The organism is Bacillus sp. FJAT-27445 (assembly GCF_001510665.1).
Classification (GTDB): domain Bacteria; phylum Bacillota; class Bacilli; order Bacillales; family Cytobacillaceae; genus Bacillus_D.
In genome coordinates this window covers 1-19,436 of sequence record NZ_LMTI01000009.1, presented here as the reverse complement: position 1 = coordinate 19,436, position 19,436 = coordinate 1, and the positions used below count along the sequence as shown (strand labels likewise).

Below are 19,436 nucleotides of genomic sequence, written 5' to 3'. Positions count from 1 at the left end.
AAGGAAAGCAGAAAAAAGCCCGCTTAGGCAGCGAGCTTTCTTATTGGTTGATTACTTAACTTCGACGTTAGCTCCAACTTCATCAAGCTTAGCTTTGATAGCTTCAGCATCTTCCTTAGAAACGCCTTCTTTGACTGCCTTCGGAGTGTTGTCAACAAGGTCTTTCGCTTCTTTAAGGCCAAGTCCAGTGATTTCACGGACAACTTTGATAACCTTGATTTTTTGGTCGCCTGCAGATGCAAGGATAACATCAAACTCAGTTTGCTCTTCAGCAACTGGGCCTGCGCCTGCGCCAGCCATTGCTACAGGAGCAGCTGCAGTTACGCCAAATTCTTCTTCGATTGCTTTTACTAGGTCGTTAAGTTCTAGAACAGTCATGGATTTGACTGCTTCAATGATTTGTTCTTTAGTCATTGTATATTTCCTCCTCGAATTGTTTGTTTTTTTATGGTAAAGCGAAAACGGTCAGCTTACGCGCCTTGTTCTTCTTTCTGTTCTGCAACAGCTTTTGTAGCAAGAGCAAGGTTGCGGATAGGAGCCTGCAGTACGCTGAGAAGCATGGAAAGCAAGCCTTCGCGTGATGGAAGTTCTGCAAGTGCCTTGATTTCCTCAGCAGTTGCGACGTTCCCTTCAATTACACCCGCTTTGATTTCCAAAGCGTCGTTCTTCTTCGCGAAATCATTGATGATCTTCGCTGGAGCAACTACATCTTCCGGACTGAACGCAATTGCGTTAGGGCCAGTTAGTGATTCGTTAAGGCCAGCAAGTTCGGAAGCCTCTGCCGCACGGCGGCTCATCGAGTTTTTGTAAACTTTGAACTCAATCCCAGCTTCACGAAGCTGCTTACGAAGCTCGGTTAATTGGGCCACATTCAATCCGCGATAGTCAACAACTACGGATGTTACGCTGTTCTTAAATTTACCGGCGATTTCATCGACGATTAATTTCTTTTGTTCGATAACGCTGCTCATATTTACACCTCCTATAGATTTCTGCATTTATACCGGGCAAATAAAAAGCCTCCATATCAGAAGACATGGAGGCATAATACAAAAAGCCGTACGAAAGGCTAATTCTATCGTATTCCCTCGGCAGGCTATTTAAGCTGGTCAGCACCTGCTGTCTTCGGTACAAATGTATTAAATTTAAACAACAGAAGTAATATTAACAAACTTTAATTCTTTTGTCAATAATTATTTCGCTGTTACGGAAGATGGATCAACTTTTACGCCAGGGCCCATTGTTGAAGAAACTGTTACATTCTTCATGTATGTGCCTTTAGCGGCTGCTGGCTTAACCTTCTGCATTGTATCAAAAACAGTTCTAAAGTTTTCAACAAGCTTCTCATCTTCGAAAGAAATCTTGCCGATTGGAACGTGGATGTTTCCTGCTTTATCAACACGGTATTCCACTTTACCTGCTTTGATTTCATTAATAGCTTTGGTTACATCAAAAGTAACTGTGCCAGTCTTAGGGTTCGGCATTAAGCCTTTTGGTCCAAGCGTACGTCCAAGCTTACCAACTTCACCCATCATGTCTGGAGTCGCAACGATAACATCGAATTCGAACCATCCTTGCTGGATTTTGTTGATATACTCAGCATCGCCTACATAATCTGCACCAGCAGCTTCTGCTTCCTTCACTTTTTCACCTTTTGCGAAAACGAGGACGCGCTGTGTTTTACCAGTTCCATTAGGAAGCACTACTGCTCCACGGATTTGCTGGTCAGCTTTCTTCGGATCTACTCCAAGACGGAAAGCAACTTCAACAGTTGCATCAAATTTCGCGTAGTTTGCTTTTTTTGCAAGCTCAATTGCTTCGCTTACCGGATAAGCTTTTGTACGGTCGACAAGCTTAGCGGCTTCTTGGTACTTTTTGCTTTTCTTAGCCATGTTAAAATTCCTCCTTGATTTGTGGTTATAACGGAATGGACCTCCCACGTGAAAAGGCATAGCGCCTTGTTCAAGGCGCTGGATCCGGATTGACTCCGGTATCCAATAGCCCATCAACAGAACAAAGGTTGCGTGTGATAAATCAGCTACGCAACCCCATCATACCTTAACAGTCCGGCATGGATTAATCTTCGATTGCGATACCCATGCTGCGCGCTGTACCTTCGACCATGCGCATTGCTGCTTCAACGCTGGCCGCATTCAGGTCAGGCATTTTCTGTTCAGCAATCTCGCGCACCGTGTTGCGCTTAACTGTTGCTACTTTATTACGGTTAGGCTGGCCTGAACCAGACTGGATTCCGGCTGCTACTTTCAAAAGAACTGCAGCTGGAGGAGTTTTCGTAATAAATGTAAAGGAACGGTCTTCAAATACCGTAATTTCAACAGGAATAATCAGACCTGCCTGGTCCGCTGTACGTGCGTTAAATTCTTTACAGAATCCCATGATGTTAACACCAGCTTGACCCAAAGCCGGACCAACCGGCGGCGCAGGGTTAGCTTTGCCAGCAGGGATTTGCAATTTAACTAACTTAATTACTTTTTTAGCCACGAGACACACCTCCTTAAAAAGTCCGTGATGTGGTAATAGGGGTATCCCCCTCCCACTCATTATAAAAGCCTTTATTAAAAATAAAGAGCTTGACAAATGTCCGGTATTTTCTGTCCAAGACATACTGACCTTTGAAATGTTACCACTTTTCCAACTTAATTTCAAGCTATTTTACAATATCAGATAATTTTTCTTTTGTTTTTTCTTCGTTTTGCTTCGAAGATTATAATTTATCAATTTGCGAAAAGTCGAGTTCAACCGGTGTATCGCGGCCAAACATATCGACTAGCACACGCAGTTTCGATTTTGTTTTATCCATTTCCTCAATGATACCAGTCTTATCTGTAAACGGTCCTTCCTTTACCCTGACCGTTTCGCCGATTTCAAAATTGATGTCAACCCGCTTTTCTTCCACACCCATCCTCTTTAGGATGGCCGATACTTCCTCCGGAAGCAGTGGAGTTGGCTTCGAGCCGGAGCCGGCAGAACCTACGAAGCCGGTTACGCCCGGAGTGTTGCGGACTACGTACCAAGAATCGTCGGTCATGACGATTTCAACAAGCACATAACCAGGAAACACCTTACGCTTTACTGTTTTCTTTTTGCCATTTTTATAATCTGTTTCTTCTTCCTCCGGAACGACAACACGAAAAATCTTATCCTGCATCCCCATGGATTCAACACGTTTTTCGAGATTCGCCTTCACTTTATTTTCATATCCGGAGTACGTATGGACCACATACCAGTTCTTTTCCATTTCAAAGGACTCTAACGTCCGTCCCTCCCTGCTTTTACTTTTCGCTATACGGCCAAAACGGCTGCTTGCGCTTTTCATTGTCCAGCTCCAACAGCCAGCGCCTAGTGTACTTCGGTCCCCTCGCTACGATAAGTCAACATCGAATCGCTTCCGCTCTTCGTGTTTCCTTTATCTCCATCGGGGCCCTCCAGTCCATACGGCGCTAAACGGCTGTTTACGCTTTTCTTACACCAAATGAAAAAACCCGTTTAACCGGGCTTTGTAGAAATTTCCTGCATTATTTCCCATTATACCATGAACAGGGTGCCTTTATTCAAGAATTAATCGAATCAACTTGGAAATGCCTAGATCGACAACCGCAAAGAATACCGCAAAGATTGCCACAGTCGAAATAACCGTTATCGTGTAGCGGGTAAGCTCTTCACGTTTCGGCCAACTGACTTTCCTCATTTCTCGGGCTATGTCGCGAAAAAAATTCGTTATGCGCTGCATTGTTTGTGACCTCCATCTATCTGTATGCGAATCCTGCCGGCTCCTACCTGGTTTCTTTATGAACCGTAGAAGCGTTGCAGGTTTTACAGTACTTTTTTAATTCAAGCCGTTCATCCCTGGCCTGGTTACCTGCCGCAGTCGAATAATTACGTGAACCGCAAATGGTACAAGCAAGGACTGCTTTTTTTGTCATTTTGTCACCTGCTGCCAATTTTTTGTCCTTAAAACTGTATCACGGCAACCAGTTACTGTCAATAACCGCTGGAAGGGGTTTCATAGAATATACAAAATTTTACTCGCCCTAATGCGAGTATTCCCGAATCTCCAGATACCGCTCAAGCTTTCTCTTGACCCGCTGAAGGGCATTGTCTATCGATTTCACATGCCGGTTCAGCTCTTCGGAAATCTCCTGATAGGACTGGCCGTCAAGATATAGGGCAAGGACTTTCCGTTCCAGGTCACTCAGAAGTTCGCTCATTTTTATCTCGATATGATCGAATTCTTCCTGGTTGATAATAAGCTGTTCCGGATCCGTCGCCTTCGTTCCGCTCAAGACATCCATGAGGGTACGGTCTGACTCGTCGTCAAATATTGGCTTGTCCAATGAAACATAGGAATTCAGCGGAATATGCTTTTGCCTGGTAGCTGTTTTAATTGCCGTTATGATTTGCCTCGTTATGCAAAGCTCTGCAAAAGCCTTGAAGGACGTGAGCTTGTCATCACGAAAATCTCTGATTGCCTTATAAAGTCCAATCATTCCTTCTTGGACAATATCTTCTTTGTCCGCACCAATCAGGAAATAGGACCTTGCTTTTGCCCTGACAAAATTGCGATATTTGTGGATTAAGTAATCCAGGGCTTCGCTGTTGCCATTGTGCACCAAATAAACGATCTCTTCATCTTCCAGAATTAGAAACTCATCGCCTGCCCTTGACCTTACATCCACACTCACTGAGATCCCCCTCGCATGTACATGCATAGTTAGAAATATTATACAGTAGGTATTTTTTAAGCGTCAATGCTCATTTTTCGCCTCTGCGCCACTTTTCAAAAATTTCTGCCAAATCCTCGCTTATCGGAATTCGGGTTACCGGCCTTTTTTCCTGGATTTTCCGGACGTTTTTTTCAATTTTTTTTTCTACCGAGGACATTTCAATAAGTAGTTCCCGCGCTGACTTTCTTAACGCCCCTTGTCCAAAAATGACCCATTGTTCGGTATAATCGGACGTGGCCACATGGATTTGCGTTTTCCTGTTGCCCAGCTTGACTGCAAGTTTCTCAATTCTTTCGTCCGCGGTTTCATTTTCCCGTGTAAAAATTACTTCAACCTTATGGTTTTTAATCTTTTTCTCAATCCCCTGTACATAGTGGGCATCGAAAACAACAATGACCCGGTATCCTGAATATCCTTGATATTCAGCCATCAATTCAATCAGCCTGTCCCGTGCAGCTGCGAAGTCCCGGGCCTTCAATTCCCGAAGTTCCGGCCAGGCACCAATAATGTTATAGCCGTCAACTAAAAGGATATCCATCCCTATCCCTCAAGAGGATTCCGTTTTCGGTAAACCTCGTACATCAACAAGGCCGCTGCCACCGATGCATTCAGGGAAGTTACTTTCCCCGCCATGGGCAAATGAACGAGGAAATCACATTTTTCACGAATCAACCTCCCCATCCCCTTTCCTTCGCTGCCAATAACAAGCCCAAGCGGCATAGTGAAATCCTGTTTCCGGTAATCTACGCTTCCTTTTGCATCGGTTCCAGCAATCCAGACGCCGCGCTCTTTCAATTCATCAATTGTCCGAGCGAGATTTGTGACCCGGGCGACGGGAATATACTCAATCGCGCCCGTCGAAGCTTTCGAAACGGTGGAGGTAAGCCCTACCGCCCGCCGCTTCGGGATAATGATCCCGTGGGCGCCTACTGCATCGGCGGTCCTCATAATTGAGCCGAGGTTATGGGGGTCTTCAATTTCATCAAGGATGAGGAAAAACGGCTCCTCCCCCTTCTTTTTTGCCGCGGAAAAAAGGTCATCCACCTCGGCATACTGATAGGCTGCCACATATGCCAGCACCCCTTGATGGTTCCCATCTGTCAGCTGGTCGATTTTTTTCTTGGGTACATATTGGACGATGACGTTTGCTTCCCTGGCCATTTCTGTAATTTGCTGCATTTGACCGCGCTGTGAACCTTCGGCGATCAAGATTTTGTTGATATCCCGCTGCGACCTTAAAGCCTCTAGGACGGGATTTTTGCCAATGATTGTGTCCTCACTCATCCTTAACCCTTCCTTTCGTGCCCTCTACATACTCAAATGATTTTTCAACCAGCTCTTCAAGTCGTTCTAGATTGCCCGATAAATATAAAGTTCCTATCAATGCCTCAAATGCTGTACTATGACGGTAAGTGACAACATCGGTATTTTTCGGGACCGACCCTGATTTCGCGTTCCTTCCCCGTTTTACCACTGCTGTTTCTTCCTCGGTAAGCAATTCCTCTTCCATCAGGCTGAAAAGAATTTGTGATTGGGCTTTTGCGGAAACATAATTTGTTGCCTCTGTATGAAGGCGATGCGGCTTAACCGTCCCTTTCTGGAGGAGGTGGCGCCGGACATACACTTCAAGCACCGCATCCCCCATATAGGCTAGCGCCAGGCTATTCAGTTGTTTTTCGTCAATGTTCGTTTCGTAATGAATCATTAGGTCAGCCTCTTTTCCATCTCGTACCTTGAGGCGTATCTTCCAGAATGATATTCATGTCCTTCAACTGGTCCCTAATCTGGTCTGACAGCTTGAAATTCCGGTCTTTCCTTGCCTGGTTCCGCTGTTCAATCAACGATTCTACTTCTTCATCGAGAAGTTCTTCAGCACCAAGCTTCAGCCCCAAAACGTCGAACAACTCATCGAATTCTTTTGTAAAGCGATCAATGACTTCGACAGCTGTTGTCTTTTCCAAAAGGTATTGGTTTGCCAATTTTGATAGGTCAAATAAGACGGATACCGCATTTGCCGTATTGAAATCATCGTCCATTTCCTTTATGAATTGCTCCCTCAGCGCTTCGATTTCAGAAATCCAGCGCCTATTGTCCTCTGTCAGTCCCGTGCTGGACTCCCTCCTGTGCTTTAGGTTCTGGTAGGAAGTCTTCAGCCTTTCCAAAGCAGCCTTTGTGTTTTCAAGCAGCTCCTCGCTGTAATTGATTGGATTCCTGTAATGGACTGAAAGCATGAAGAAACGGAGTACCTGCGGATCGTGTTTTTTCAAAATATCATGGACAAGCACAAAGTTTCCGAGCGATTTCGACATTTTCTCATTATCGATATTAATATAGCCGTTATGCATCCAGTAACGAGCGAATGTCTTGCCCGTCAATGCCTCGGACTGGGCAATTTCATTTTCGTGGTGCGGGAAGGCCAAATCCTGTCCACCCGCGTGAATATCAATTGTCTCGCCCAGGTATTTTTTAGCCATTGCCGAGCATTCAATATGCCAGCCGGGGCGCCCTTTTCCCCACGGGCTCTCCCAGAAAATCTCGCCTTCCTTCGCTGCCTTCCAAAGAGCAAAATCAAGTGCATCCTGCTTTTTCTCGCCACGCTCAATCCTTGCTCCTACCTTCAATTCGTCAATGGATTGATGCGACAACTTTCCATAGCCTTCAAATTTCCTGGTACGGAAATATACATCACCGCCAGCTTCATAGGCATACCCTTTGTCAATTAATGACGCAATAAAATCAATGATAATGTCCATGCTTTCCGTTACACGTGGATGGGCATCCGCCTTTTTGCAGCCGAGAGCTGAAACGTCCTCGAAGTAGGCATTTATGAATCTTTCGGCGATTGTCGGAACGTCTTCGCCAAGCTCCTTTGCCGCCCTGATGAGCTTATCGTCCACATCGGTGAAATTCGAGATGTATTTTACATCGTAGCCGCGGAATTCAAAATATCTCCTGACCGTGTCGAACACGATGGCTGGCCTGGAGTTCCCAATATGGATATAGTTGTAGACGGTCGGGCCGCACACATACATTTTTATCTTGCCCTCTTCAAGCGGGACAAACGGCTCTTTTGTTCTTTTGAGAGTATTATATAGCTGGATCGCCATTTCACCTGGCCTCCTTAAATTTTATGGCTTTTAGTTCTTCTTTTAACAACGAAAGCTCTTTTTCTAGTTCTTTGAAACGATCGCCTGTTGGATCTGGCAAATCGGTATGATCGAGCTCCCTGCCGACCTTGACGCCGTTTTGGATGACGATTTTGCCCGGAATGCCCACCACTGTCGAATGTGCAGGCACATCTTTCAGGACGACTGAGCCAGCACCGATTTTTGCATGTTCTCCAATTGTAATTGAACCTAGCACTTTGGCACCCGCAGCAATTAGGGCATTATTCAGGATTGTGGGATGGCGCTTTCCTTTTTCCTTCCCAGTCCCCCCTAGCGTAACCCCCTGGTATACAGTTACATTATTCCCGATTTCACACGTTTCACCAATGACCACACCCATTCCATGGTCAATAAAGAATCGGCGTCCAATAATGGCCCCTGGATGTATTTCAATACCGGTGAAGAACCGGCTGATTTGTGATATCAAGCGTGCCAAAAAGAAAAATTTTCGTTTAAACAATGCATGGGCAATCCGGTGGGCCCAAATAGCATGCAAGCCCGAATAGGTCAAAACGACTTCAAATGTGCTCCTTGCGGCTGGATCCTGCTCAAACACAACATCGATATCTTCCCTGATCGTTTTTAACATCCTTTTCCCTCCCAACTCAGGAATATAATTTGAATCTTCTCGATAAACAAAAAAAACGCCCCTGCCATAAATGACAGAGACGCTTGTGCGCGGTTCCACTCTGTTTGGGCCTCATTCTTTTGCTGTTAAAGGAAGCCGACCCCAACTCAAGCCTTATAACGGCAGGCGCCGCCCGTCTCCTACTGCGGCATTTGCGCCGGTTCGGGAGGGACTCAGGGGTGCATTTCAAAAAGCGAGAGGCCTAAACCACTTTCAGCCGGTGATGGTTCTCTCTTTTAAGCATCGTTTTTCTACTTTTCCCCGTCTTTGATTTGTTGCTATAGGATTACTCTTACTATATACCATTTTAGACCAATTGTTAACTAATTAAATCGCTCAATCTCTTTTGAATTTTTTCCCTGCCCAATAATTCAATTGTTTTCGGCAGGTCCGGTCCATGCGTCTGGCCTGTAACAGCCGCGCGTATCGGCATGAAAAGCTTCTTCCCTTTGTGGCCTGTTGACTTTTGGACAGCCTTCATGGCGGCCTGAATTCCATCCGCCTCAAAAACCTCAAGTTTTCCGATTTCATCAAGGAAAGCCTTCAGCACCTCTGGCACCTGGCCCTCGGAAAGGACCTCTTTCGCTTCCTCATCGGGATTGGTCTTCTCTCGGAAGAAAAGATCCGACATTTCGACTATTTCCGCACCATAGCTCATTTTTTCCTGGAAAAGGGCAATCAGGCTGACGACCCACTCTTTTTCCTGGTCATTCAATTCCTTTTTAACAAGCCCCGCTTTGACAAGGTGCGGCAGTGAGGTGCCGACTAGTCTGTCAAGGTCAACCATTTTCATATACTGGTTATTCATCCAGGCAAGCTTTTGTTTATCGAAAAGAGCCGGAGATTTAGAAAGCCTCGCAGGGTCAAATTTCTCAATGAATTCCTCTTTTGAAAAGATTTCTTCTTCCCCTGCAGGCGACCAGCCCAAGAGGCCGATGAAGTTGAAAAGTGCTTCCGGCAAATAGCCAAGCTCCTCGTACTGTTCAATGAATTGGATGATTGATTCATCCCGCTTGCTAAGTTTTTTGCGGCTTTCATTGACAATTAGCGTCATATGGCCGAATATCGGGGCTTCCCAGCCAAGGGCTTCATATACCATCAATTGCTTTGGCGTATTGGAAATATGGTCATCTCCGCGAAGGACATGGGTGATTTCCATCGTATGGTCGTCGATTGCCACAGCAAAATTGTATGTCGGCGTACCATCTTTTTTGATCATGACCCAGTCTCCCATACCTTCAGACTCAAAGGAGACTTCTCCTTTTACCATGTCATTGAATGTATATGTTTTCCCGGAAGGAACCTTCAGGCGAATGCTAGGTTGCCTTCCTTCGCTTACAAGGCGGCTCTGTTCTTCATCCGTCAGATTTCGGCATTTCCCCGAATAGTGCGGAGTCTCACCCCGGGCTGATTGCTCCTCACGTTCAGCTTCAAGCTCTTCCTCGGTGCAATAGCATTTATAGGCATGGCCTTCTTCAGTAAGTTTTGTGTAATACTCCTTATAAATATCATTCCGTTCGGATTGCCGGTATGGGCCGAATCCGCCATCTTTATCAACACTTTCATCCCAATCCATGCCGAGCCATTTTAGGTATTTCAGCTGGCTCTCTTCCCCGCCTTCAATATTGCGTTTCTTATCCGTATCCTCAATTCGGATAATAAATTTGCCGCCTTGGCTCCGGGCAAACAAATAGTTAAACAATGCTGTACGGGCATTTCCAATATGTAAATGTCCTGTCGGGCTTGGCGCATACCGCACTCGAACTGTGTTTGACATAAAAATCCTCCTAAACGTGCTGCTGATTTAACTTCATGCTCCATTTTAACACTGAGTATTCAATGCTGAAAGGCTGGACGCAACGCTAGCCCTTTCTTTTTTGCAACAAGACGGCAACCTGGGAAGCAATCCCCTCGCCCCTTCCAGTAAATCCAAGTTTCTCGGTCGTTGTGGCTTTTACATTGATTTGGCTTAGATCCGCTTCAAGCAGTTCTGCAATCCTTGCCCTCATTTCCTCAATATAGGGAGCCATTTTCGGCTTCTGGGCAATGATGGTGCAATCTGCATTGCACAGCTCAAACCCTTGTTCTTTAACCTTGGCCCATACGTGTTCGAGCAATTTTGCAGAATCTGCATCCTTGTATGCTTCATCGGTATCCGGGAAATGCCTTCCGATATCCCCTTCTCCAATTGCTCCCAGGCAGGCATCCGCTACAGTATGCAAAAGAACATCCGCATCAGAATGGCCAAGCAGACCTTTTTCATATGGGATGGTAATCCCCCCGATAATAAGCGGGCGGCCTTCCACCAGCTGGTGAACATCAAACCCCTGTCCTATCCTAAACATATTCGTATCTCCTTTAAAATAAAATAAAAGCTCGTTTTCCCATGCCATGTTAGTTGTCCTGGCTGCCCCGCTGTTTTAAAATCGCTTCCGCAAAAACGAGGTCTTCCCTGGTTGTCAGTTTAATATTGTTGTAATCCCCTTGGACAACTGCAACAGGATGGTGAAGCCTTTCCACCAGACTCGCATCATCCGTACCAAGAAAGCCGTCCCGCTCGGCCCTTTCATGCGCCTCATGGAGTACCGAAATGCGAAAAGCTTGTGGGGTTTGGACTGCCCACAAGCTGGAACGTTCAATTGTTTCCGCAACATGATTCCCGGATACCTTTTTTACTGTATCCTTTACTGGCACTGCCAACACAGCCGCCCCATCGCGTACCGCCGCTTCACAAAGCTTCCTGATCAGACCTATTGTGATGAATGGGCGGGCTGCGTCGTGGACAAGAATCAGCCTAGAATCGCCGGCTTTCTTTAACCCGTTATAGACGCTTTGTTGGCGCTCAGCTCCTCCCTTGGCAAAAGCAATCGGCTTCCGGATTTTATATTCATCGAGAAGGCCTTTCATTTCCGCTTGCTCGTCCGGATTTACTACCAGGATCATGCCTTCACACTCTTCATCACTTTCAAATATCAAAAGTGTATGAATGAGGACGGGCACACTATTAAGGTCAAGCAGAAGCTTATTGATTCCCGCTCCCATTCGTTTCCCCCGGCCGGCAGCCGGAAGAATCACTTTATAAGCCATAAAATAACCCCAAATTCATATATTAGTCCATTAGCCTTCTAATGGTCGCATTCCTTACAATGCTTTTTCATAAAGCTTCGGCTTCGCAAAAATCATCCTGCCGGCCGAAGTTTGTAAAACACTCGTTACCATGACATCAATTCTTTTGCCAATATACTCGCGGCCCTCTTCTACGACAATCATCGTTCCATCATCTAGATAGGCAACTCCCTGGTGATGCTCCTTGCCATCCTTTATGACCTGGACACTCAGTTCTTCTCCAGGCAAAACAACAGGCTTAACCGCATTGGCAAGGTCATTAATATTCAGGACGGAAACATTCTGGAATTCGCTTACCTTATTCAGGTTAAAATCGTTGGTAACGAGGATTCCGCCTGTTTCCTTAGCAAGCTTCACCAATTTGCTGTCCACTTCCTGTATATCATCGAAATCAGTTTCACAGATTTCAACATTTACAGCAATCTCTTTCTGAATCCGGTTCAGGATATCAAGGCCGCGCCTCCCCCTGTTCCGTTTCAGTACATCCGAGGAATCCGCGATATGTTGTAGTTCCTCAAGAACAAAACGCGGAATTACAATCGTTCCCTCAAGGAAACCTGTCTGGCAAATATCCGCAATCCTACCATCGATGATAACACTCGTATCGAGTATTTTAAAAGAATACGTGGCGGCTTTATCCTGCTCTTCTTCCGTTGCTTTTTTCTTTTTACTTGAAAAAAGATTCATCATTTCATCCCGCTTTTTAAAGCCTACCTGGAAGCCCAGATACCCAAAAAGAAGGGTGAGGAGAATTGGTGCAGCAGTATTAAGGACAGGTACTTCGATAGCATTAAGGGCAAAGCCGACCAAGAAAGCAACAATCAAACCGAATGTCAGCCCAAGGCTCCCAAAAAGGACATCGGTCACCGGAACCCTAACAAGGGTATCTTCAACCCATTTAACAAAATTTATTACGTACTCAATAGCCCAAAAAGTAAGAAAATAAAAAATAAGTGCACCTATTATGGCTGCCATATAGGAATTATTCAAAAACGAAATTCCGTCAGCCTTAATAATAGTTAATAATAGTGGAATTAAAAAGATCCCAAGCGTTCCCCCGGTAATGAGAAAACACGCCTGAACGATTCGTTTTAACATCCCTTCACCTCCTTTTAATCATTATAAACAAAAACCTTTAATTGAAACCTTAAATATCTTGACATTTTTCCAAATAGAAGCATTTTTCTTACACAACCGTACACTTTAAGGCAAGCAGCCCTCAACAGCGGCTATGCCTCGTTATTCTCCGAGCGCTGCCTTGAGCGCTTGGCTTACAGTTGACACACCGATAAGTTCCATTCCTTTTGGCCCTGTCCATCCGCCTATATTATTGGCAGGGAGGATGACACGCTCAAACCCTAGCTTTGCCGCCTCCTGGACGCGCTGTTCGATTCTAGATACACGCCTTACCTCACCGGTCAGCCCCACCTCGCCGATTATGCAATCGGTCGGTCTCGTTGGCTTATCCCTGAAGCTAGAAGCGATGCTCACCGCAACTGCAAGGTCAATGGCTGGCTCATCCAGCTTGACTCCCCCTGCAACCTTCAGATAGGCATCCTGGTTTTGCAGCAGCATGCCAACCCGTTTTTCAAGGACAGCCATTAAAAGCGGAACCCTGTTATGGTCTATTCCTGTCGCCATCCGTCGTGGGTTCCCAAAGCTGGTAGGCGAAATAAGAGCCTGTATTTCAACAAGGACCGGCCTAGTCCCCTCCATGGAAGCAACAACCGTAGACCCTGCCGTCCCCCGGGAGCGCTCCTCCAGAAAGATTTCCGATGGATTTTCGACTTCTTCAAGGCCTGCTTCCTTCATTTCAAAAATACCCATTTCATTCGTTGAGCCGAAACGATTTTTGACAGCCCGGAGAATCCGATACGTATGATGCCGTTCCCCTTCAAAGTAAAGAACTGTATCAACCATATGCTCTAAAAGCCGAGGGCCGGCAATATTGCCTTCCTTTGTTACATGGCCGACAATGAAAATGGCGATTCCTTTTGTTTTCCCGATCCTCATCAGCTCTGCTGTACATTCCCTAACCTGTGAGACACTGCCCGGAGCCGAGGTTACCTCAGGATGGAAAACGGTCTGTATGGAATCTACAATAACAAATTCCGGATTAGCCTGTTCAATTGTCCGGCTGATTTCTTCAAGATTGGTTTCAGAGTACACCAGAAGATTCTCCGAGGCAACCCCGAGCCTTTCAGCGCGTAATTTTGTTTGCCTAAGTGACTCCTCTCCAGATATATAGAGGACTTTATGCCCGTTATTCGCCAGCTGAGAAGATACCTGAAGGAGAAGGGTTGATTTCCCAATTCCCGGATCACCGCCAATCAATACAAGCGAGCCCTTAACTACCCCGCCGCCAAGCACACGGTTCATTTCGGCCATTTCGGTGTAAATTCTTGGTTCACTGACAGTTTCAATGGCGGTAATGGGCATGGCTTTTGAAGCAACCGCTGAACCCTCGGAATGGGCAAAAGCACCCCTTCTTCCAGTCGAAGCGGGTTCCATTTCTTCAACCATCTTGTTCCATTCCCCACAGCCTGGGCATTTCCCCATCCATTTTGGCGACTCGTATCCGCAACTCGTACACATGAACTTTGTTTTACGTTTTGCCATCTCTTGCTCTCTCCATCACTTCTAAATTTTATAGATTCACTGGAATAAAGGAAAAAAAGCAAGGAGGTACCGCCAGATAAATAAGCGCGGACCTCCTTGATTAATAAACTATCCAAAACTGCGGCCGGTCTTATCTAACAGCATCCTTTGCCGCCGTTTTCACAGTGAACTCGCCATTATCTACATCGATTATAACATGCTGGCCAGTCAATAATGTACCTTTAAGCAATTCCTCCGACAGGCGGTCTTCAATATGCTTCTGGATAGCCCTGCGTAGCGGGCGTGCACCATATTCAGGGTCATAGCCTTCCTGCGAAATTTTTTCCTTAGCCGTATCGGTCAAGACCAATGTAATGTCCTGCTCTTTCAAGCGCTTGATCAGTTGGTCGGATAGGAGGGTAACAATTTCCTTAAGATGCTTCCTTTCAAGGGAGTGGAAGACGATAATTTCATCGATTCTGTTAAGGAATTCTGGACGGAACGCTTTTTTCAGTTCTTCCATTACCTTCCCCTTCATATCCTTGTAATCCTGTTCCCCGTCCTGGATATTGAAGCCTACATATTTGTTACGCTTAAGCGCTTCAGCACCAACGTTAGACGTCAAAATCAAAACTGTGTTCCTGAAGTCAACTGTCCGGCCCTTTGAATCCGTCAGGCGCCCATCCTCCAATACTTGAAGCAGGATATTGAACACGTCAGGATGCGCCTTTTCAATTTCGTCCAGAAGGACAACGGAATATGGCTTACGGCGGACCTTTTCGGTAAGTTGCCCGCCTTCCTCATACCCCACATATCCTGGAGGGGATCCAACCAGCCTTGATGTTGAATGTTTTTCCATGTATTCGGACATATCAATCCGGATCATGGCATCCTCATCGCCGAACATCGCTTCCGCAAGAGCGCGTGCAAGCTCTGTTTTCCCTACCCCGGTTGGGCCGAGGAATATAAATGAACCAATGGGACGCTTTGGATCTTTTAGGCCTGCCCGGGCACGGCGGACAGCTTTTGAAACAGCCTTTACTGCTTCTTCCTGACCGATGACCCTTGAATGGAGAATTTCTTCAAGGTTAAGCAGTTTTTGTGTCTCAGTCTGGGCAAGCTTTGAAACCGGAATGCCGGTCCAGCTGGAAACGACATGTGCAATATCTTCAACTGTAACCTCGCTGTTTTCCTTGCCCTGCTGCTCTTTCCAGCTTTTCTTTGTTTCTTCAAGCTGTTCGCGAAGACGCTGTTCCGAATCCCTTAATGATGCCGCTTTTTCGAACTCCTGGCTTTGGACGGCAGCATCCTTTTCCTTTCTCACCTCTTCAAGTTTCACTTCCAGTTCCTTCAGGTTAGGAGGTGTGGTGTAAGAACGAAGGCGTACTTTTGAGCCTGCTTCATCAATTAAGTCAATGGCCTTATCAGGCAGGAAGCGATCGGAAATATATCTGTCAGAAAGCTTAACAGCTGCCTCGATTGCCTCATCAGTAATCGTTACCCTGTGATGGGCCTCATAACGATCGCGCAATCCTTGCAGAATTTGAACAGATTCATCCGCCGTCGGTTCCTCTACCCGGATTGGCTGGAAACGGCGTTCGAGCGCTGCATCCTTTTCAATGTACTTCCTGTATTCATCAAGGGTTGTAGCACCAATACATTGCAGTTCCCCCCTTGCAAGGGACGGCTTAAGAATATTCGATGCGTCAATTGCTCCTTCCGCACCGCCAGCGCCAATTAATGTATGCAATTCATCAATGAAAAGTATGATATTTCCTGCCTGCCTAATTTCATCCATAACCTTTTTCAGGCGATCTTCAAATTCACCCCTGTATTTAGTACCAGCAACAACCGTCCCCATATCCAGGGTCATAACACGCTTGTCACGAAGGATTTCAGGAACTTCATTATTAACAATTTGCTGTGCAAGCCCTTCGGCAATAGCTGTTTTCCCTACACCCGGCTCCCCAATTAACACCGGATTGTTTTTCGTCCGGCGGCTGAGGACTTCGATTACGCGCTGAATTTCCTTACTCCGGCCGATGACGGGGTCAAGGGTGCCTTCCCTTGCAATGACCGTTAAATCTCTTGCCAGGCTATCTAGCGTCGGCGTATTGGCGCTGACAGAAGTACTCCCTGGGTGCCCTCCGGATTCATTGCTGCCGAGAAGCTGGAGAACCTGCTGGCGCGCCTTATTCAAGCTCACCCCAAGATTGTTTAGTACTCTTGCCGCAACCCCTTCGCCTTCTCTGATGAGGCCAAGAAGAATATGCTCTGTTCCAACATACGAGTGGCCGAGCTTCCTGGCTTCATCCATTGATAATTCAATAACTTTTTTAGCTCTCGGGGTATAATGGATCGTCTGCGGGACTTCCTGCCCTCTTCCAATAAGCGTCTCAACTTCACTTTGAATTTTTTCAGCACCAAGCCCTAGTCCATACAGAGCTTTTGCGGCAATTCCATCTCCCTCACGGACGAGGCCGAGCAAAATATGTTCAGTTCCAATATTATTGTGTCCGAGGCGGATTGCCTCTTCCTGCGCGAGAGCCAGTACCTTTTGGGCTCTTTCTGTAAAACGGCCAAACATCATCGTGGTTTCCTCCTCATCTATTATCCATTTCCAGTTTCAATCGTTCCCTGATAAGGCCAGCACGTCGGATATCCCTTTCCTCCGGCCTCAATGGCCCGCCAGCATATTGCTGAAGGAACCCCGGCTGTGTTAAAATCATCAGTTCATTCAATATTGTTCTGGAGATATTCTTTATATACCCCATATCAATTCCAAGCCTAACATCTGATAAACACCGAGCTGCCTCTTTTGTTTCAATAATCCTGCTGTTTTCGAGGATTCCAAATGAGCGAAATACCCGGTCTTCTAATTGTATGTGGGATGTTTTCTCCAATGCTTCCCTTGCAGCCCTTTCCTGTGCAATTAGCTGCCTTACAACACTAATTAAATCCTCGACAATGTCCTCTTCCGACTTTCCTAGTGTAATTTGGTTGGATATTTGAAAAATATTTCCAAGAGCCTCGCTGCCTTCTCCATAAATCCCCCGGACAACCAGGCCAAGCTGGTTAATGGCTGGTATAATTCCACTAATTTGCTGTGTTAATATTAATCCTGGAAGATGCATCATTACCGAAGCCCGTAGTCCGGTTCCCACATTTGTTGGACAACTGGTCAAATAGCCGAGTTCTTCACTGAAAGCATACTTTATTTTCTCTTCCAACCAGTCATCAAACCCATTTGCCGCCTCCAGCGCCTTTGAAAGCTGGAGTCCGGGGAACAGGCATTGAATCCTGATGTGGTCTTCCTCATTAACCATCACACTGATTTCTTCATTTTCTGAGAGTAGGCATGCCCCGAAAGGAGAATCCTCTGCCAAATTGGGGCTTATTAAATGCTTTTCGACTAACACCCTTTTTTGCAGCGGCTTAAGCTCATGCATTGGGAGAAGCTCAAGTTTCCCAAATGATGTGATTGCGTGATTGTCTACCATTTCGTTCAGTTTTGAAATAATCGCCTGACCATCTTCACTAGTAAGAAGCGTCGGGAATTTATATTCTTCAAAATTCCTAGCCAGCCTGACCCTTGAACTAAGGACAATATCCGAATCCGGGCCTTCCTCATTCATCCAGGAGCTAACAGCATGATTTAAGAAATTCTCTAAAGACATATTACTTTCCACCTCCGGCTGAACCTTTCATCAGGTGTTCCAACGCGCGGATTTCGTCGCGGATTTCTGCTGCCTTTTCGAATTCCTCCCTGGAAATCAGTTCCTTCAATAGACGCTTTGTTTCTTCGAGCTTTTTACGAATATGAATGGTTCCGCCAACCCTTTTAGGTATTTTCCCATTATGTTTCCAATTACCGCCATGCAGCCGCTTCAAAATAGGCTGTAGGCTACTAGAAAATGCACTATAACAATTGGCACATCCAAATCTCCCCAATTTAACAAACTGCGGGAACGTCATTTTACATTCGGGACATTGCTGAACTTCTTCCTTCTTGAATGCGTCCTGTCCAGATTGCTGGTAAGTATTATCGAAATTAAGGAGGCCGGCTAACAGATTGTTAATCGAAAATCCTGCCCCTCCATTCATCATAAACATGTCGCCCTTTTCACGTGCACAATGTTCGCAAAGATGAAATTCGGTTTTCTGACCATTAAGGATTTTTGTAAAATGCATCGTTGCCGGCTTTTGTTTGCATTCATCGCAAATCATCTTCTCACCTTCTTAGTACGTAAATGGCGGGCAAATTCTGCCCTTTCTTATTTATATTTAAGAGTTGTCAGCATTGCCTTTAGCATCCGAGCCCTTAACTCATCCCTGTAGGGTAAATCAATAAACAATATTGATCTGTCAATTACACTTAACATAATTTTTGCTTCGCGCTCGGTAATTACCTTTTCTTCAATTAATCGGATAATAATTGCTTCAGCCCTGCTTTGGCTGACATGTTCCTGAATAAGGGAAAGAACATGATCGAGCAAATGGGCATGATCATTCGACTGGACCTTCATAATCCGTATATATCCGCCACCACCACGCTTACTCTCGACAATGTATCCCCGCTCTATAGTAAACCTTGTATTTATTACATAATTTATTTGGGAAGGGACACATTGAAATTTATCCGCAATCTCACTCCTTCTGATTTCAACAAGGTCCTCCTCACTTAATTCAAGAACCTTTTTCAAGTAGTTTTCGATTATATCAGAGATATTTCTCAACTTGCCACCCCCTTCTGACTTTGACTATATTTGACTTTTATTATACATGATGGTGTTATGTACTTGCAATTTTTTTAATCATAGATATTTTCTCCAATTACGGCTGACTCAAAACCTCTATGGGATGTTTTAAGAAGGGGTTTTTCTTCTACCCTAGTTTCGTAAAATTAAACAGGTACCCCTTAGTTTTAAAAGATTTTCATTTGTAATATATTTCTGGTATCGTCCGATGTGTGGGCTTTAATAATGTAGTTTTTGGGGTAGGTCTGTTTAAAAGAAGGGAATGTTTTTAAAAAGCTTTCAGTTCACTTTATACCGGAAAGTTAGGCAACTGTCTTAAAAGTGGTGGAAATACAAAAAAGGCAACCCTTTTATAAGGTTGCCTTTCGCATTGCCCGGCAGCGTCCTACTCTCACAGGGGCAAGGCCCCAACTAC

At 45.5% G+C, this 19,436-nt stretch carries 22 protein-coding genes and 1 other annotated feature; all 22 genes read right to left on the bottom strand.

What is annotated here, in order from left to right; genetic code table 11:
* Positions 1-51: 51 nt before the first annotated feature.
* The 22 genes from rplL to AR337_RS21425 all read right to left on the bottom strand — a co-directional run bounded on the left by rplL (position 52) and on the right by AR337_RS21425 (position 19,000).
* Positions 52-414, bottom strand: coding sequence for a 50S ribosomal protein L7/L12 (rplL, locus tag AR337_RS21530; RefSeq protein WP_059174118.1), 363 nt, complete (start codon positions 412-414; stop codon positions 52-54).
* A gap of 56 nt (positions 415-470) precedes the next feature.
* Positions 471-971, bottom strand: coding sequence for a 50S ribosomal protein L10 (rplJ, locus tag AR337_RS21525; protein WP_059174117.1), 501 nt, complete (start codon positions 969-971; stop codon positions 471-473).
* A 32-nt stretch (positions 972-1,003) separates the two neighbouring features.
* Positions 1,004-1,147: a sequence feature (ribosomal protein L10 leader region), on the bottom strand.
* A 46-nt stretch (positions 1,148-1,193) separates the two neighbouring features.
* Positions 1,194-1,892, bottom strand: a complete 699-nt coding sequence (rplA, locus tag AR337_RS21520) for a 50S ribosomal protein L1 (protein ID WP_059174116.1) — start codon at positions 1,890-1,892, stop codon at positions 1,194-1,196.
* Between the two features lie 184 nt (positions 1,893-2,076).
* Positions 2,077-2,502, bottom strand: coding sequence for a 50S ribosomal protein L11 (rplK, locus tag AR337_RS21515; protein ID WP_059174115.1), 426 nt, complete (start codon positions 2,500-2,502; stop codon positions 2,077-2,079).
* Positions 2,503-2,725: 223 nt separating this feature from the next.
* Positions 2,726-3,259, bottom strand: a complete 534-nt coding sequence (gene nusG / locus AR337_RS21510; RefSeq protein ID WP_059174168.1) for a transcription termination/antitermination protein NusG — start codon at positions 3,257-3,259, stop codon at positions 2,726-2,728.
* A gap of 309 nt (positions 3,260-3,568) precedes the next feature.
* On the bottom strand, positions 3,569-3,751 hold the full coding sequence (gene secE, locus AR337_RS21505; RefSeq protein ID WP_059174114.1) for a preprotein translocase subunit SecE: 183 nt from the start codon (positions 3,749-3,751) through the stop codon (positions 3,569-3,571).
* 43 nt (positions 3,752-3,794) lie between these two features.
* Entirely contained in the window at positions 3,795-3,944 is a 150-nt protein-coding gene (gene rpmG, locus AR337_RS21500; RefSeq protein WP_059174113.1) for a 50S ribosomal protein L33, read from the bottom strand.
* A gap of 108 nt (positions 3,945-4,052) precedes the next feature.
* Positions 4,053-4,697 (bottom strand): RNA polymerase sporulation sigma factor SigH, encoded by a 645-nt coding sequence (gene sigH, locus AR337_RS21495; RefSeq protein WP_172797587.1) that lies wholly within the window; start codon positions 4,695-4,697, stop codon positions 4,053-4,055.
* A gap of 76 nt (positions 4,698-4,773) precedes the next feature.
* On the bottom strand, positions 4,774-5,283 hold the full coding sequence (locus AR337_RS21490; RefSeq protein ID WP_059174111.1) for an NYN domain-containing protein: 510 nt from the start codon (positions 5,281-5,283) through the stop codon (positions 4,774-4,776).
* 2 nt (positions 5,284-5,285) lie between these two features.
* Positions 5,286-6,029 carry a 23S rRNA (guanosine(2251)-2'-O)-methyltransferase RlmB gene (gene rlmB, locus AR337_RS21485; RefSeq protein ID WP_059174110.1) on the bottom strand — a complete coding sequence of 248 codons (744 nt, stop codon included), beginning with the start codon at positions 6,027-6,029 and terminating at the stop codon, positions 5,286-5,288.
* Positions 6,022-6,450 (bottom strand): Mini-ribonuclease 3, encoded by a 429-nt coding sequence (locus AR337_RS21480; RefSeq protein WP_059174109.1) that lies wholly within the window; start codon positions 6,448-6,450, stop codon positions 6,022-6,024. The genes rlmB and AR337_RS21480 overlap by 8 nt, the downstream gene beginning before the upstream one ends.
* A gap of 4 nt (positions 6,451-6,454) precedes the next feature.
* Positions 6,455-7,852 carry a cysteine--tRNA ligase gene (gene cysS / locus AR337_RS21475; RefSeq protein WP_059174108.1) on the bottom strand — a complete coding sequence of 466 codons (1,398 nt, stop codon included), beginning with the start codon at positions 7,850-7,852 and terminating at the stop codon, positions 6,455-6,457.
* A 1-nt stretch (position 7,853) separates the two neighbouring features.
* Positions 7,854-8,501: a serine O-acetyltransferase gene (gene cysE, locus AR337_RS21470; protein ID WP_059174167.1), complete on the bottom strand. Its 648-nt coding sequence runs from the start codon at positions 8,499-8,501 to the stop codon at positions 7,854-7,856.
* 358 nt (positions 8,502-8,859) lie between these two features.
* Positions 8,860-10,317 (bottom strand): glutamate--tRNA ligase, encoded by a 1,458-nt coding sequence (gene gltX / locus AR337_RS21465; protein ID WP_059174107.1) that lies wholly within the window; start codon positions 10,315-10,317, stop codon positions 8,860-8,862.
* Between the two features lie 85 nt (positions 10,318-10,402).
* The gene (gene ispF, locus AR337_RS21460) at positions 10,403-10,885 is read right to left on the bottom strand and encodes a 2-C-methyl-D-erythritol 2,4-cyclodiphosphate synthase (RefSeq protein ID WP_059174106.1); all 483 of its coding nucleotides are present in this window, start codon (positions 10,883-10,885) and stop codon (positions 10,403-10,405) included.
* A 49-nt stretch (positions 10,886-10,934) separates the two neighbouring features.
* A complete protein-coding gene (gene ispD / locus AR337_RS21455) occupies positions 10,935-11,627 on the bottom strand; it encodes a 2-C-methyl-D-erythritol 4-phosphate cytidylyltransferase (RefSeq protein WP_059174105.1) in 693 nt (230 codons plus the stop codon).
* Positions 11,628-11,681: 54 nt separating this feature from the next.
* Positions 11,682-12,764 carry a PIN/TRAM domain-containing protein gene (locus AR337_RS21450; RefSeq protein ID WP_059174104.1) on the bottom strand — a complete coding sequence of 361 codons (1,083 nt, stop codon included), beginning with the start codon at positions 12,762-12,764 and terminating at the stop codon, positions 11,682-11,684.
* A 141-nt stretch (positions 12,765-12,905) separates the two neighbouring features.
* Positions 12,906-14,285, bottom strand: coding sequence for a DNA repair protein RadA (radA, locus tag AR337_RS21445; RefSeq protein WP_059174103.1), 1,380 nt, complete (start codon positions 14,283-14,285; stop codon positions 12,906-12,908).
* 130 nt (positions 14,286-14,415) lie between these two features.
* Positions 14,416-16,854, bottom strand: a complete 2,439-nt coding sequence (gene clpC / locus AR337_RS21440; RefSeq protein ID WP_059174102.1) for an ATP-dependent protease ATP-binding subunit ClpC — start codon at positions 16,852-16,854, stop codon at positions 14,416-14,418.
* Positions 16,855-16,867: 13 nt separating this feature from the next.
* A complete protein-coding gene (locus AR337_RS21435; RefSeq protein WP_059174101.1) occupies positions 16,868-17,941 on the bottom strand; it encodes a protein arginine kinase in 1,074 nt (357 codons plus the stop codon).
* 1 nt (position 17,942) lies between these two features.
* The gene (locus tag AR337_RS21430) at positions 17,943-18,491 is read right to left on the bottom strand and encodes a UvrB/UvrC motif-containing protein (RefSeq protein ID WP_059174100.1); all 549 of its coding nucleotides are present in this window, start codon (positions 18,489-18,491) and stop codon (positions 17,943-17,945) included.
* Positions 18,492-18,538: 47 nt separating this feature from the next.
* Positions 18,539-19,000 carry a CtsR family transcriptional regulator gene (locus AR337_RS21425; RefSeq protein ID WP_059174099.1) on the bottom strand — a complete coding sequence of 154 codons (462 nt, stop codon included), beginning with the start codon at positions 18,998-19,000 and terminating at the stop codon, positions 18,539-18,541.
* Positions 19,001-19,436: the final 436 nt, after the last annotated feature.

Bases quoted from the DNA above. Each gene is read 5' to 3' on its own strand.
- nusG (WP_059174168.1), bottom strand. From the start codon at position 3,259: ATGGAAAAGAACTGGTATGTGGTCCATACGTACTCCGGATATGAAAAT.
- cysE (WP_059174167.1), bottom strand. From the start codon at position 8,501: ATGTTAAAAACGATCAGGGAAGATATCGATGTTGTGTTTGAGCAGGAT.
- rpmG (WP_059174113.1), bottom strand. From the start codon at position 3,944: ATGACAAAAAAAGCAGTCCTTGCTTGTACCATTTGCGGTTCACGTAAT.
- rplA (WP_059174116.1), bottom strand. From the start codon at position 1,892: ATGGCTAAGAAAAGCAAAAAGTACCAAGAAGCCGCTAAGCTTGTCGAC.
- cysS (WP_059174108.1), bottom strand. From the start codon at position 7,852: ATGGCGATCCAGCTATATAATACTCTCAAAAGAACAAAAGAGCCGTTT.
- gltX (WP_059174107.1), bottom strand. From the start codon at position 10,317: ATGTCAAACACAGTTCGAGTGCGGTATGCGCCAAGCCCGACAGGACAT.
- radA (WP_059174103.1), bottom strand. From the start codon at position 14,285: ATGGCAAAACGTAAAACAAAGTTCATGTGTACGAGTTGCGGATACGAG.
- secE (WP_059174114.1), bottom strand. From the start codon at position 3,751: ATGCAGCGCATAACGAATTTTTTTCGCGACATAGCCCGAGAAATGAGG.
- ispD (WP_059174105.1), bottom strand. From the start codon at position 11,627: ATGGCTTATAAAGTGATTCTTCCGGCTGCCGGCCGGGGGAAACGAATG.
- clpC (WP_059174102.1), bottom strand. From the start codon at position 16,854: ATGATGTTTGGCCGTTTTACAGAAAGAGCCCAAAAGGTACTGGCTCTC.
- AR337_RS21435 (WP_059174101.1), bottom strand. From the start codon at position 17,941: ATGTCTTTAGAGAATTTCTTAAATCATGCTGTTAGCTCCTGGATGAAT.
- AR337_RS21430 (WP_059174100.1), bottom strand. From the start codon at position 18,491: ATGATTTGCGATGAATGCAAACAAAAGCCGGCAACGATGCATTTTACA.
- rlmB (WP_059174110.1), bottom strand. From the start codon at position 6,029: ATGAGTGAGGACACAATCATTGGCAAAAATCCCGTCCTAGAGGCTTTA.
- AR337_RS21480 (WP_059174109.1), bottom strand. From the start codon at position 6,450: ATGATTCATTACGAAACGAACATTGACGAAAAACAACTGAATAGCCTG.
- ispF (WP_059174106.1), bottom strand. From the start codon at position 10,885: ATGTTTAGGATAGGACAGGGGTTTGATGTTCACCAGCTGGTGGAAGGC.
- AR337_RS21450 (WP_059174104.1), bottom strand. From the start codon at position 12,764: ATGTTAAAACGAATCGTTCAGGCGTGTTTTCTCATTACCGGGGGAACG.
- AR337_RS21490 (WP_059174111.1), bottom strand. From the start codon at position 5,283: ATGGATATCCTTTTAGTTGACGGCTATAACATTATTGGTGCCTGGCCG.
- rplL (WP_059174118.1), bottom strand. From the start codon at position 414: ATGACTAAAGAACAAATCATTGAAGCAGTCAAATCCATGACTGTTCTA.
- rplJ (WP_059174117.1), bottom strand. From the start codon at position 971: ATGAGCAGCGTTATCGAACAAAAGAAATTAATCGTCGATGAAATCGCC.